The following is a 12,691-nucleotide window of genomic DNA, read 5'->3' on the forward strand; positions in this document are numbered from 1 at the left end:
CCAAGGACCCGACATGCGCTACGAGAAGCAGACCGCCAAACTCACCCGCGCCCTCACCGGGATGAGCCATAGCCAGGCCCTGCACATGGCCCGCACCCGCGACTGCGAACGCCGCAACCCCGTACCGGACGCCCACTGCGCACACCAGCGCGCCTTCGAAGCGCGCCTCACCTTCGCGCTCATTGACGCCTTCCCGGACAACCTGCAACCGCCCGGCGCCCCCTGGGGCATCGCCGCCGTCCGGGCCGACACCACCAGCCTCGACATCCTCCCCGCAGCCGGCATATGCGACGACCTCCTCGCCGCGCTCCTGCCCTACCACGACCGCGCGTACGGCGGGATCCGCGGCGCCTCCGGCACCCGCGTCACCAACACCGACGACGGCTGGTGGACCCTGCACGACCTCGACACCGGCGCCCAAGTACGCGTCGCCGCACCCGCCCCAGCCATCCCGCACCGCACCCGCCCCGGCGTTGCCACACGCGCGTGCCGGCTCATCACCGCTCCGCGGCTGACACGGGAGGAACACCGGGATCTGAGCTACTTCGAACGCCTCGCCCAATCCAGCCCCGACGGCTGGCTCGAACATCGCAACGTCCTCGGGTCTCGGCTTCTCCGCCGGCCCGGCCTGATCCGGACGATCGCTGAGGTCCACGGAAGCGCCAACATCTACAGCCACTCCAGCACCGACGTGGTCTTCGAATGGTGCTGCGGCCCCAGCAGCGACGACATCATCCGCGCTTGCCGCCGCGCGGGCGTTACCGCCGACCTGGCAGGGCATCCCCTTCCCGGTACCGCCATCGACCGTGGAAGCGACTTCTCCGCGAGGCTCCACGTGGGCCGTGCGGAGCTCTACCTGCGCCACAACAAATGGATTTGCCCAGGCGAGCAGCCTGAGCTGTCGGCGCAGTGACCGTTGACCGCACTGTGCAGCAGACTTTGTCGTTGCGGTTCTTGGCTGGCCTCTCCGCCCGAACCTCGTGAAAGGGCCGACATGGAGGATCCCCGTCGCGGACGGGTCTGCTGCACCGGTAGGTGACATCTGAGATGGCTTGCCCTGTGGGTGAGCTGGAAGGATGTCCCTGTGCCGAAGCCCTACCCCCAAGAGTTCCGCGACGACGTCGTGCGGGTCGCCCGTGAGCGTGACCCGGGTGTGACGGTCGAGCAGATCGCCAAGGACTTCGGGGTCCATCCGATGACGTTGTTCAAGTGGCTGCGTCAGGCCGACGTCGACGCGGGCGCCAAACCGGGCGTGACCCGCAGCGAGTCAGCGGAGCTGCGGGAACTGCGACGCCGGAACAAGCTGCTGGAGCAGGAGAACGAGGTCCTGCGCCGGGCCGCCGCCTACTTGTCGCAGGCGAACCTGCCGGGAAAAGGCTCTACCCGCTCGTGAGTGAGCTGGCCGCCGGCGGGATCCCCGTCGCGGTGACGTGCCGGGTACTGAACATCGCTCGTCAGCCGTACTACCGGTGGCTGGCCCGCCCGGTCACCGACACCGAGGTGATCGAGGCGTACCGGGCCGACGCGCTCGTCGACGCCCACCGCGACGATCCGGAGTTCGGGTACCGGTTCCTGGCCGACGAGGCCCGCCACGCGGGGCAGCCGATGGCGGACCGGACCGCGTGGCGGATCTGCTCGGGTAACGGCTGGTGGAGCTCCTTCGGCAAGCGCAAACGTCGCGGCAAGGGCACCAAGGTCGGCCCACCGGTGCACGACGACCTCGTGCGCCGTGACTTCACCGCCCAGGGCCCGAACCGGCTGTGGCTGGCCGACATCACCGAGCACCACACTGGTGAGGGCAAGCTCTACCTGTGCGCGATCAAGGACGTCTGGTCCAACCGGATCGTCGGCTACAGCATCGACAGCAGGATGAAGTCCCGCCTCGCCGTGGCAGCGCTGCACAACGCCGCTGCCAGACGCGGTGACCTGGCCGGCTGCGTACTTCACACCGACCGCGGGTCGCAATTTCGATCGCGGAAATTCGTTCGGGCCCTCGAACGGCACCAGATGGTGGGGTCGATGGGCCGGGTCGGCGCCGCCGGGGACAACGCCGCCATGGAGTCTTTCTTCGGCCTGCTGCAGAACAACGTCCTCGACCGACACCCATGGCGCACCCGCGACCAGCAGCGGATCGCCATCGTGAACTGGATCGAACGGACCTACCACCGCCGCCGACGCCAACGGTCACTGGCCCGGTTGACCCCTGTCGAGTTCGAGACCATCATGACCCCACCGGCCAGTCAGGCCGCGTGACTACACCTGTCACCTACCGGTGCAGCAGACCCGTTCTCATGCATATCCATGCACAACATGGAGACCTTCGTCGTACTCAAGCCGGAATCCGATGATGACGTTCCCCACGCGTTCGTCATCGTTTCTGGAAATGGTTTCAACCTAGAAAAGGATCTCGAAGGCAGCAACCTGTCCGTTGTCCCAACCGAATATCAAGCTGGCGGCGACGACCAACTCAACGTTGAAGGAAGCCTAGCCGCCGTCACTTGCGCTCTCGGTGGCTATCCAGACCATCCGTCGACACTCGGCCTCGCGGCCCGCAAACTATCCACGGAGCTGATCAAGCACAAGACCACTTATAGCCGTTACCACAATCGCGACCTTGCCAGCCGAGTCCTCGGTCGCTACTGAGGTAACCAAAGTCGCCCCAGATCGGCGACGGGTGCGGCGGCGCGCAACTTGATGTGGGCAGGCCACCGGCCTGCCCACGTGAACGGCAGAGGCCCGCGCTGGGGTTCTCCGGGCAGCGATAGCGGCTGCCATCAACTGTGATGAGTCGGTAACCGCTTTTTCACCAGCGCTATCTGCCAATCCTTCCCCAGCCGAACGTAAGCTTGCGGCGCCCATGGCAGTGGTAGTCCAGCGGTCGAGCGCGTGGTGCCCGACAGTGGTCCAGGCCACGACGGTGGAGGGCTGCTCGATTGTTCTGGGTCTGCTCACTGCTCGACGTATCGTTTGAGCGTCTCCCACATCTGTCGGTCCGAGACCGAGGTATACGTCTGATCGTGCTGGTCGACGAGGATGAGGATCGGCCCGCAGTCTTCGTCGTCGCCGGTCACCTGGGTCTGCATGAGCTTGTTGCGGGTGGCCACCTCGTACAAGGTGACCCTGAAGACGGCCTGTTTCATGGTCACGTCGGCCGGTGGCTTTGAGTCGACGTGACAGGTGCGGACGGTGGACCGGGTCGCGATCCGATCCGCGCACGCCACGACCCCGACCTTAGTCGGATCGCTGGGCTGCCACGCCTTCTTGGCGGGCGGCCAAGCAGCCTCCGGCGTCTGGAAGTTCTCCGACGCCATCCACGTGTCGTTCAGGAGCCGGTTGCGGGACGCCGTGATGATCGGATGCGGGGCGAGGCCGGTGTACCGCGGGGCCTGCGGGTAGTACCAGCCGTCACAGACCCGCGTGAGATCGGAGATCTGCCGAACCGGGTAGGTGCTGCGGCGCGAACCCGGGGTGGCTACCCCGCGCACCTTCGCCGCACCGTCGCGGGCAACGGCGGAGTCGTCGCTACGCGGACTGGATGCGTTGCCCGATGTCGTCGACTGCCCGTCGTCAGAGTGGCTGCGCGCCAGATCGATCAAGGCGGGGCCGCCCAACATGCACGCGGCGAGCAGCAGCACCGGTGCGAGGATCAACCGCACCAGGAACTTCGGCTTCGACTGGATGAAGGGTTGCGCCGGCGCGTGCATGTAGCGCTGAGCGGGGTCGGGCAGGTTCGGGCCGAACGTCGCGGCGGCCGGAACGGCACCGGGTGGAAGCGCAGCGGATCCCGGCTGGTAACCGTCCGGCGGCATCGTCGGGTCCCAACCGTACCGGTTGGGGCCTCGCGTGCCGCTCAAGCTGAGCAGGACCAGCAAGACGATGCCCCCGAACAGTGGAATCAGGGCGAAGAGCAGGTTCGCTCCGGAACGATCCGTGTCATGCAGACGCCGTGCGCTGGCGGCCCAGTTCGGCAGCACCATGGCGAGTGCGTACAGAAAGAACAACCCGGTTAGGGTTATGCCGATCGCGGGCGCACGGTCGTGCGACAGCTGGCTCGCCACAATGGCCAGTGCCAGGAGAGCGGCGTGGATCAGGGCGTCGACCAAGCGGAACCACCAGTACTCGGCGCGACCCGCACGGCCGTCGAAGTTCGCATAGTTACGTATCGTTGACAGGTAGTACTTCATCCAGACTCCTTGATGGGTCCGTCAGGCTACGACGCGAGGGCCGGTCCACGCCTGTCATCGTGGGCGAAATAACGTTCGCGAGCCGGTCCGTGCCTTCGCAGCGACATGACCCGTACAAACTCGCGCAACAGCGGCGCCGCGAGCGGGCCGCCGTCGACCGGAACCCGCACCGAACAGGCGAGGCATGGCACCTGCGTACCGTGGCCGCGATCCTGGCCAACCCGAACAACACCGGCCGTCAGGTCTGGAACCGCCAGCACACCCACCTGCGACGCACCGACGACGTGGCGCCCGGCGTGGCCGGGTTGCGGAAGCTGACCCCATCGCCGTAATGGGCGATCTCCGACAAGCCGTCACACGAGGCACTGGTCAGCGAATCCGACTTCGTCGCCGCCCAGGCCGTCAGCGCCAGGCGCCGGCCGCCCGACGGCGCCCACCGCACGTATCTGCTGGTTGGACTGCTGCGCTGCGGAACCTGCGGACGGAGCATGGAATCCCGGCTCAGCCACGAAACGCGGCCTACCGGTGCCGCCACGGCCACAACCAGCGCCCACCCCATCCGCACGCGCCAAGGACCGAACCTCTACCTGCACGAAGACATCATCCTCGCCCGGGTCTTCGCCCAACTGCACACCGTCACCAGCCGCAACACCGCCGTCCTGGAGCAGATCGCAGGGCTCCGGCAGGACCCGAACGCAGTCGGGCTGGTTAACTTCCTGCGAGCGCACCACGTCACGATCGAATGCCGCACAACGGCCATCTCGCTCGAACCCGATCACGAGAGACCCACCACCGTGCAGCCGACCAGCCACTCCCCCGACCGGGAAGCAAGAATCCCTCGGCAGCGCGTTCAACAGCAGAAAGAGTAGCGAGGCATCGTCAACGACTGATGCCTCGCGGGGATCTGCGTGTCCGAGGGCAACACGAACTGTTACCCCATACCCGCCGGTCATCGAGATGGACGTCGCACTGGCCTAACCACCGTCGCGTCCACGCCTGAAGGGGGTGGCGGGCCCCACGGGTGGAGCTTCACAGAGCACCACCAGGGTGACCTGTCGTGAGCTCGCGTCGCGGACCAGCCGCGCGCCGCCATCCGACAGATTACGTCGAACGCCGCATCGACTTGCACATCTTGAACTACACCTTTCGCAGGTCGGCCGGACCCGCCTACGGCGATAGGGCCGACCTGCACTCAGTGGGCGTGCGTGCGGCTGGCCTTGACGGCGGGGCAGCACTCGCGCCGATTCCCGTCAGTGCGCGCCACCCAGGCGTTAGATCCACAGTCCCCATCCAGGGGCGGGTCCGGATCACCCACGGTGTGACGGATCAAGCTGGCGCGCATCGCGGCGCTCGGTGGTTCCCCAGGGCGGCGGGCCGCGGCCAACTGCTCGCGGGTGCGGGCGGATTCGCGGTGTGAGTTCGTGAGCACCCGTTCGTGTCACGCCAGCGCCCGTTCGGCCTTGGCGAGCATTTTCCCCGGATTTGGCCTGATGCAACCCGCGGCTGACACTCTCGGTCCTCGATGTCACCCGGACACTGCACTGGAGCAAACCCATGACCAACGCGCTCCGTACGTGGCTGCGCCGCGTCTCGCTCGGCGCCGCGCTTGCCGTCACCTCGATCGTGACGCACGCGCCAGCCGCCCACGCCATAGTCAACGACACCTGCAACATCGCCGGCTGCGCCGACGCGCAGACCGCCTACCAGGGCTGGTCCGGCCTGGGCTGGCCGACCCGGCGCGGCTGGTACGACTGGCCGGCCGGCCAATGCAGCTACGCCGGCGGTGAGTATTACAACGACGACGCACAACTGCCCGGCAACGACACGTTCTGGGAGTACGACGTCTACCCGCGCGCCTGTGGCGCACACCGCGACGCTTACCGCATCGTCGTCGACGCCAGCACCGGGCAAACCTGGTACTCCCCTGACCACTACAGCGACTTCTACGAGATCGTCTGAATCCTGGCCGCCACTGCCTAGCTGTGCTGTCCAGGGAGGTTGGTCAACCTGGTGATGGGTGGTAGGCCGCCGGTTGCGGTGTGGGGCCGGTGGTGATTGTAGTGATGCAGGAAGGCCGGTAAGGCCTTCCTGCGGGCGTGCTCGGAGTTGTAGTGGCGGGCGATGGCCCAGCCCTCGGTCAGGGTGCGGTGGAAGCGTTCCACTTTCCCGTTGGTTTGGGGCCGGTAAGGGCGGGTCTTCTTCACGGTGATGCCGAGCTCGGTGCAGGCGTCACGCCAGGCGAAGGACTTGTAGGCCGAGCCGTTGTCAGAAAGCACCCGTTCCACGGTGACGCCGCGCTGGGCGAACCAGGCAACAGCGTTGCGGAGCACGTCGATGGCGGTGATGGCCTTCTCATTGTCGCGGATCTCGGCATAGGCGACCCGGGAGTGATCATCGACAACGGTGTGCACGAACGCGGTGCCCATCTGAGGTTCGTAGACGCTGTTGCGGGCGCCGGTGCGCCGGGCCGTCGTCTGCCGGTTGCGCTCGCCTTGCTGCCGGCCCACGAAGCGCCAGCCGCCGCCATCAGGGATATTGCCGTACTTGGTGACGTCGACGTGCAGCATTGCCCCGGGGTGCGGGTGTTCATAGCGGCGGACCGGCTCACCGGTGATCCGGTCGATGTGTGACAGGCGGTTGAGCCGGCAGCGGACCAGGACGGCGTGCACGGTCGAGGCCGGCAGGCCGAGGCGTCCGCCGATCTGCACCGGGCCGAGGCGTTGCTTCCACCGTAGGTGCACGATCTTGCGGACCGTGGGTTGCGGCGTGCGGGCCGGGCTGTGGTGCGGGCGGGACGAGCGGTCCTGCATAGCCCCGGCGCCGGCTTGAACGTAACGATCGGCCCAGCGCTTCGCGGTGCGCCAGGACACCTCGAACCGCCGTGCTGCCGCAGCGACCGGCCAATGCTCGTCCACGATCAAACGGGCCGGGCGCAGACGTGCGCGTGGGGTCAAAGCAGCATTACGGTGGAGCACGAAGGCCTCCTGGTTGCCGGAGCGGTTCCTAGACAGCTCCACTCCACAACCGGAGGCCTTCACCTGTCCACAAGATCAGACCGAGTCATCACACAACCTCGACCAACCTGGCTGGACAGCACACCTAGCGCATCCCTGCGACTTCTCGATCTACGGCGGGCCGCCCCGATGGCATTACCGGCGGGATGGCCGATCGGACTGCGCCACGAACCGGCACTACGGGTCGCCTTTCGTCGGGCACGAGGGCGGCCTGCGCTGGCGCGGCACCGTGCGTCCGCCGGATAGGCGGATGCTGGCTGGCCTGCCGAGTCGTCTGCACAGGCATGCCGGTGGGACGCGATCACCCGGGAGCCGGTCGGCCGTCTGATCGACTCGCAGCATCAGCGACCCGGACAAGATCGCCTACCACATCTACATCTGCTATGCGCCCAGCCGCACGACTCTGGCCACGCTGGTGTGGGTCGCCGGCCGGCGTTGGCCGGTCGAGGAATGCTTCAAGCAGGCCAAGCAGGAGACCGGCCTGGACGACTCCAGGTCCGCACCTGGCGCGGATGGTACGCCCACATCACCCTGTCGATGCTGGCTCTGACCTGGCTGGCCGCCGTCCGCGCCGCAGAACAACCAAAGGGGAACAAGAGCAGGCGCCGACCAACTCGTCCCGATCAGCGTCCTCGAAGCCCGTCGCCTGATCGCCGCACTGCTGCAAGCCTCACCCGGACAACGAGCACACCATCGCCTGGTCACGCTTCCGACGGCGTCGCCAGTGGCAATCACAGCAATGACACTGGCGACGAAGGGGTCTGCTGCACCGGTAGGTGACAGGTGTAGTCACGCGGCCTGACTGGCCGGTGGGGTCATGATGGTCTCGAACTCGACAGGGGTCAACCGGGCCAGTGACCGTTGGCGTCGGCGGCGGTGGTAGGTCCGTTCGATCCAGTTCACGATGGCGATCCGCTGCTGGTCGCGGGTGCGCCATGGGTGTCGGTCGAGGACGTTGTTCTGCAGCAGGCCGAAGAAAGACTCCATGGCGGCGTTGTCCCCGGCGGCGCCGACCCGGCCCATCGACCCCACCATCTGGTGCCGTTCGAGGGCCCGAACGAATTTCCGCGATCGAAATTGCGACCCGCGGTCGGTGTGAAGTACGCAGCCGGCCAGGTCACCGCGTCTGGCAGCGGCGTTGTGCAGCGCTGCCACGGCGAGGCGGGACTTCATCCTGCTGTCGATGCTGTAGCCGACGATCCGGTTGGACCAGACGTCCTTGATCGCGCACAGGTAGAGCTTGCCCTCACCAGTGTGGTGCTCGGTGATGTCGGCCAGCCACAGCCGGTTCGGGCCCTGGGCGGTGAAGTCACGGCGCACGAGGTCGTCGTGCACCGGTGGGCCGACCTTGGTGCCCTTGCCGCGACGTTTGCGCTTGCCGAAGGAGCTCCACCAGCCGTTACCCGAGCAGATCCGCCACGCGGTCCGGTCCGCCATCGGCTGCCCCGCGTGGCGGGCCTCGTCGGCCAGGAACCGGTACCCGAACTCCGGATCGTCGCGGTGGGCGTCGACGAGCGCGTCGGCCCGGTACGCCTCGATCACCTCGGTGTCGGTGACCGGGCGGGCCAGCCACCGGTAGTACGGCTGACGAGCGATGTTCAGTACCCGGCACGTCACCGCGACGGGGATCCCGCCGGCGGCCAGCTCACTCACGAGCGGGTAGAGCCTTTTCCCGGCAGGTTCGCCTGCGACAAGTAGGCGGCGGCCCGGCGCAGGACCTCGTTCTCCTGCTCCAGCAGCTTGTTCCGGCGTCGCAGTTCCCGCAGCTCCGCTGACTCGCTGCGGGTCACGCCCGGTTTGGCGCCCGCGTCGACGTCGGCCTGACGCAGCCACTTGAACAACGTCATCGGATGGACCCCGAAGTCCTTGGCGATCTGCTCGACCGTCACACCCGGGTCACGCTCACGGGCGACCCGCACGACGTCGTCGCGGAACTCTTGGGGGTAGGGCTTCGGCACAGGGACATCCTTCCAGCTCACCCACAGGGCAAGCCATCTCAGATGTCACCTACCGGTGCAGCAGACCCTAGTCTCTCCAGCCAGTAGCCTCATGAGAACTTCCGGGAGCTGGCGGTCCTCGTGCCGGCGCTGGGTTGACTACGGCGACCGAGCCCAAGCGCCTGGGCCCCTCCTCACGGCATCGCTTCCTCACCAACTCGGACCGGTGCGATGGATCATGGCGCGACCATCCGCCGTCCGTAGATCGCCGACTGAGCCGATGGTGGCAGCCATTCGGCAGCCAGAGGCGGAAACGGCGACTTCGCGCTGGACGCGACATCGGCCGTGCCAGATCGAACGAGCTGGCCGCGAAGGGCCTGCCGTCATCCATCACCTGACCGAGGGCCAACCGGTTGGGCCTGCCGTGGGTGACCAGCCGAGCGACAACGTGGGAGAACAGCGCTGGACGCCCACGGACTCCCGTGGAACCTTTCCGCAGCTCAGCTGGAGCGATACCGTTGGTGAGCCCTCCACGATCATACGTTCGGGACGAAGATCGCCTAACCCGATCCGGATACGCCGAGGCGTCTTCTCAGGGCCGCGGCGTCCGATCGCCACTCGTCTTCGGGGAGCGGCCGGCTGAGGCCGTCCGGCAGCGGTGCTCCGGGTGCGGGGTCGTCGCGATAGCGCGCTGTGACATGGGTGTGCAGGTGGGGGCCGCGGTTCCCCAAGGTCATGTAGTTGATCTTCATCGGTTGGAAATGCTCCTCGATGGCCCTCCCCACTCGAAGGACGTCCGCGTTGTAGCTGGCAGCCTCAGCGTCGTCGAGGTGGTGTGGCTCAGTGACGTGCCGGCCGCGCCAGATGACGACGGCGTAGCCGCGTACGAGCGCCTTCCGTGCTAGATAGGCGTCCGTGCGGTCGCTGGCGTAGATGCGGAGCCCAGTGGCGGACTCGCCTGGTCTTCCCTCGGTGCAGAGGCGGCAGACCTGGCCCGCGATCCGCGCCTCCCAGTCGGCTGGCCACCCCATGACGGTAAATCCTGCCATCATCGACTCCGAGCCGTGCGTTCCGATGCGACAGCAACGCTGACAGCAACCGGTGCGGACCGCGTCAGCTGGGACGACGCGGCTGTGGACGTCCGTCCGAGGTCACGGCCAATGCAGAAGGCGCCGTGACAGCGCCGGCTGGACGATCTCGCGGCGGTGACGTTAGTCGGGTGGCGGTGACGCTGGCCAGTGGTCCGGTCGGGTGGTTCGGACGCCGACCCGGCAGTGGTAGCAGTGGTACTCGTTGTCGGCGCTCTTGTACCACTCGTGCTCGCCGCAGTCGCGGCCGCCTTTGGGCAGGAAGGCCAGGCACCAGGCGGGCAGGCGTGAGCGCAGGTTGGTCCTCAATCGGTACTTGCCCATGGCGGTCACCGTTCTGGCACGCTGGCGTAGACGCAAATTGCACCTTCCAGTGCGTCTCGTGAGAGGTCCTGGCCGATCAGGCGACCTGCCAGGGGCGAATGCGGCTTCGACGTAGTGCTCGGTGTACTCGCCTCCCGGGTCACCGATGAAGCCTGACTCGCGCAACGCTTCGGCAGGGTCGGCGTCCTCGGCATCGCGGAATTCGCCGTAGAACGGCTTGAAGTCGAGCAGGACTTGGTCGTCGTGAAGATAGGCGAACGCTGTGTCGGCGTTGACGGTGTTGAAGTGGGTGGCCAGCGTGGTGCCTTGCGAGAGGGAACGCGGTGGTCGTATCCGGCGAAGCTGAACTGTTCCGGCATGAGCGCACTGCCTGCAATCGGGCGACGGCGATGTAGGAGAGTCCTTCCTCGTAGTCGAGGTCTACGGGGTTGACGACCTGGCCAAAGCTGGCCTGCTGCACGAACGTCGCGTCGAGCCTCAGGAGAACGTCCGCTCGCGTCATCTGGCGAACCAGCGTCGTCGGCGAGGAAGCCACCGTTGTCGTCCTCGAACAGCCACCTGTAGTCATCTGCCGTAGGAGTCACAAACTCATTTTCGCGGCGGCCAGTAGGCCGTGCCGCGGTTGCTCGTAATCCCAGCCGGGCTGGTGATGGCCGATGCCGTGATCGATGCGGCGGTTCCAACTCACGATGATCAAGCCTGGGCATTGCGCGTGCCGCATATGGCCGTTTTGGGTGATTAGGCAAGATCCGCTCGACGTCCCGCGTGTCAGATCCGTGCCAGATGGGCCGGTCGCTCAGGGGGAGTCGCGGGGAATCACGGAACGATGACCGATGGTCGCACTGGTCACGGCGCCGCAGATCAGCGATCTTGGCCGAGTGCCCCCTCGCAGTGTGGGGGCCGAGGGCTCGAGGTCTGGCCTCGATGATCGTCGCGGCCAATGGGCTTTCCCGGGTCGGAGGTCCCCTCGACGACCGGGCTGACGGCAACGGGCTGATCACGCGAGCGAGTCGCCCATTCCACCGGCCGCCTCGCTGGCCATCGCGCGGATGACGAGACTGAGGGCAGCCTCGAAGGAGGCGTCGACCCGGTCGGCTGGCCCGAAGCCGTGGCCGAGTTCGAGGTCTACGAAGCCGTGCAGCACCGCGCGCAGGGTGTGGATTAGGTGGATGTGCCGGCTCGGGGTGATGCCGAGTTCGGCGAGGACGGTCACCAGTACCTGCACGGGTTCCGCGGCCCGTGCCGTCCACGCGGGATCGGTCTCCGTGGTGGGCACCGGGAGCAGTGCCGCGTAGAGGCCGGGGTGGGCGCGTGCGAACTCCCGGTAGGCCCGTGCGATCGCGTGCAGCGACGCGACTGGGCTTGGTTCGCCCGCGGCTGCAGCGGCGAGGTGCGCGGCGAGGCGCTCCCTGGCGCGGTGGGCCAGGTCCCGCCGGAGCCCGGTGAGCCCGTCCACGTGTGCGTAGAGCGAGGGGGTGCGTACGCCGAGAGTCGCCGCTACCGTGGCCAGGCTGACTGCGGCCAATCCCTGCTTGTCGGCGACATCGGCCGCGGCGGCGACGACCTGGGCCCGTGTGAGCCCTACCTTGCGTCCCATCTGGCTGGTGCTGTCACGCCGCGCGCTCGACGAGTACCCGGTGAGCGAGGGCGTCGTTCATCGCTTCGAATCCCGCGCGCGTGGACGTCTCGATTGAGCGGCGCAGCGGACGGACAAGTATGCCGTGGAACGTCTCGCTGTGCACTAGCTGGCAGCCGGTGGCGGTAGGGGTCAGCTCGAACCGGTGGCGTCCTGAGAACATGCCCGGCATCCCGACGTGGGCCAGCCATTCGAACACTCGGCCGGGGTCGGCGACGGTGATTGTGGGATGCAGCGTGGAGGCTCGGTCACCCGCCTGCACGCGAATGGTGAGCCGCTCGCCGACGGCTGCCGTGCCTGCAGCTTCAGTGATGAACGGGTTCCACGCGCTGTACGCCGGCAAGTCGATCAAGTGTAGCCAGACGTCTTCCGGCGCCGCCGCAATGTTGATCTTGGTTTGCAGGACGTGTCGCATGTGGACCCCCTCTGTCTAATGTCATTAGACAGAGTACCCAAGTGCATTGGACCGGTCCAGCGGCAGCCGCACGGATACCGGCTGCCAAGGTGG

The 12,691-nt window shown here is 67.1% G+C and carries 13 protein-coding genes and 2 pseudogenes; 7 read left to right on the forward strand and 8 right to left on the reverse strand.

What is annotated here, in order from left to right:
* Nucleotides 1–13 precede the first annotated feature (13 nt).
* The 3 genes from ACMCNN_RS10670 to ACMCNN_RS10680 all read left to right on the forward strand — a co-directional run bounded on the left by ACMCNN_RS10670 (nucleotide 14) and on the right by ACMCNN_RS10680 (nucleotide 2,643).
* Nucleotides 14–913 (forward strand): hypothetical protein, encoded by a 900-nt coding sequence (locus tag ACMCNN_RS10670; RefSeq protein WP_412746016.1) that lies wholly within the window; start codon nucleotides 14–16, stop codon nucleotides 911–913.
* Nucleotides 914–1,084: 171 nt separating this feature from the next.
* A protein-coding gene (locus tag ACMCNN_RS10675) for an IS3 family transposase (protein WP_412746017.1) occupies nucleotides 1,085–2,253 on the forward strand; the annotation gives its coding sequence in 2 pieces (ribosomal slippage) (nucleotides 1,085–1,369 and nucleotides 1,372–2,253; 1,167 coding nt in all).
* 57 nt (nucleotides 2,254–2,310) lie between these two features.
* Entirely contained in the window at nucleotides 2,311–2,643 is a 333-nt protein-coding gene (locus ACMCNN_RS10680; protein WP_412746018.1) for a hypothetical protein, read from the forward strand.
* Nucleotides 2,644–2,948: 305 nt separating this feature from the next.
* Here the strand turns inward: ACMCNN_RS10680 and ACMCNN_RS10685 are convergent, their stop codons facing one another.
* Nucleotides 2,949–4,184 carry a DUF805 domain-containing protein gene (locus tag ACMCNN_RS10685; RefSeq protein ID WP_412746019.1) on the reverse strand — a complete coding sequence of 412 codons (1,236 nt, stop codon included), beginning with the start codon at nucleotides 4,182–4,184 and terminating at the stop codon, nucleotides 2,949–2,951.
* Nucleotides 4,185–4,273: 89 nt separating this feature from the next.
* Here ACMCNN_RS10685 and ACMCNN_RS10690 point away from each other — a divergent pair, with 89 nt between their 5' ends.
* The 3 genes from ACMCNN_RS10690 to ACMCNN_RS10700 all read left to right on the forward strand — a co-directional run bounded on the left by ACMCNN_RS10690 (nucleotide 4,274) and on the right by ACMCNN_RS10700 (nucleotide 6,143).
* A complete protein-coding gene (locus tag ACMCNN_RS10690) occupies nucleotides 4,274–4,516 on the forward strand; it encodes a recombinase family protein (RefSeq protein ID WP_412746020.1) in 243 nt (80 codons plus the stop codon).
* A gap of 156 nt (nucleotides 4,517–4,672) precedes the next feature.
* The gene (locus ACMCNN_RS10695) at nucleotides 4,673–5,053 is read left to right on the forward strand and encodes a hypothetical protein (protein WP_412746021.1); all 381 of its coding nucleotides are present in this window, start codon (nucleotides 4,673–4,675) and stop codon (nucleotides 5,051–5,053) included.
* Between the two features lie 685 nt (nucleotides 5,054–5,738).
* Entirely contained in the window at nucleotides 5,739–6,143 is a 405-nt protein-coding gene (locus tag ACMCNN_RS10700; protein ID WP_412746022.1) for a ribonuclease domain-containing protein, read from the forward strand.
* Nucleotides 6,144–6,160: 17 nt separating this feature from the next.
* Here the strand turns inward: ACMCNN_RS10700 and ACMCNN_RS10705 are convergent, their stop codons facing one another.
* On the reverse strand, nucleotides 6,161–7,159 hold the full coding sequence (locus ACMCNN_RS10705) for an IS481 family transposase (protein ID WP_412747132.1): 999 nt from the start codon (nucleotides 7,157–7,159) through the stop codon (nucleotides 6,161–6,163).
* Between the two features lie 373 nt (nucleotides 7,160–7,532).
* On the opposite strand from ACMCNN_RS10705, the pseudogene ACMCNN_RS10710 reads away from it, so the two are divergent.
* Nucleotides 7,533–7,978, forward strand: a pseudogene (locus ACMCNN_RS10710) (hypothetical protein); the annotation flags it as partial.
* A gap of 9 nt (nucleotides 7,979–7,987) precedes the next feature.
* On the opposite strand, the gene ACMCNN_RS10715 reads toward ACMCNN_RS10710, so the two are convergent.
* The 6 genes and pseudogenes from ACMCNN_RS10715 to ACMCNN_RS10740 form a co-directional block, all read right to left on the reverse strand.
* A protein-coding gene (locus ACMCNN_RS10715) for an IS3 family transposase (protein ID WP_412746017.1) occupies nucleotides 7,988–9,156 on the reverse strand; the annotation gives its coding sequence in 2 pieces (ribosomal slippage) (nucleotides 7,988–8,869 and nucleotides 8,872–9,156; 1,167 coding nt in all).
* Nucleotides 9,157–9,695: 539 nt separating this feature from the next.
* A complete protein-coding gene (locus tag ACMCNN_RS10720) occupies nucleotides 9,696–10,166 on the reverse strand; it encodes an HIT family protein (protein WP_412746023.1) in 471 nt (156 codons plus the stop codon).
* 180 nt (nucleotides 10,167–10,346) lie between these two features.
* Entirely contained in the window at nucleotides 10,347–10,547 is a 201-nt protein-coding gene (locus ACMCNN_RS10725; protein ID WP_412746024.1) for a hypothetical protein, read from the reverse strand.
* 135 nt (nucleotides 10,548–10,682) lie between these two features.
* A pseudogene (locus ACMCNN_RS10730) lies at nucleotides 10,683–10,880 on the reverse strand (DUF6461 domain-containing protein); the annotation flags it as partial.
* Nucleotides 10,881–11,544: 664 nt separating this feature from the next.
* On the reverse strand, nucleotides 11,545–12,144 hold the full coding sequence (locus ACMCNN_RS10735) for a TetR/AcrR family transcriptional regulator (RefSeq protein ID WP_412746025.1): 600 nt from the start codon (nucleotides 12,142–12,144) through the stop codon (nucleotides 11,545–11,547).
* Between the two features lie 13 nt (nucleotides 12,145–12,157).
* Nucleotides 12,158–12,598: an SRPBCC family protein gene (locus ACMCNN_RS10740; RefSeq protein WP_412746026.1), complete on the reverse strand. Its 441-nt coding sequence runs from the start codon at nucleotides 12,596–12,598 to the stop codon at nucleotides 12,158–12,160.
* Nucleotides 12,599–12,691 lie beyond the last annotated feature (93 nt).

Source organism: Krasilnikovia sp. MM14-A1004, from assembly GCF_047159485.1.
GTDB lineage: Bacteria > Actinomycetota > Actinomycetes > Mycobacteriales > Micromonosporaceae > Actinoplanes.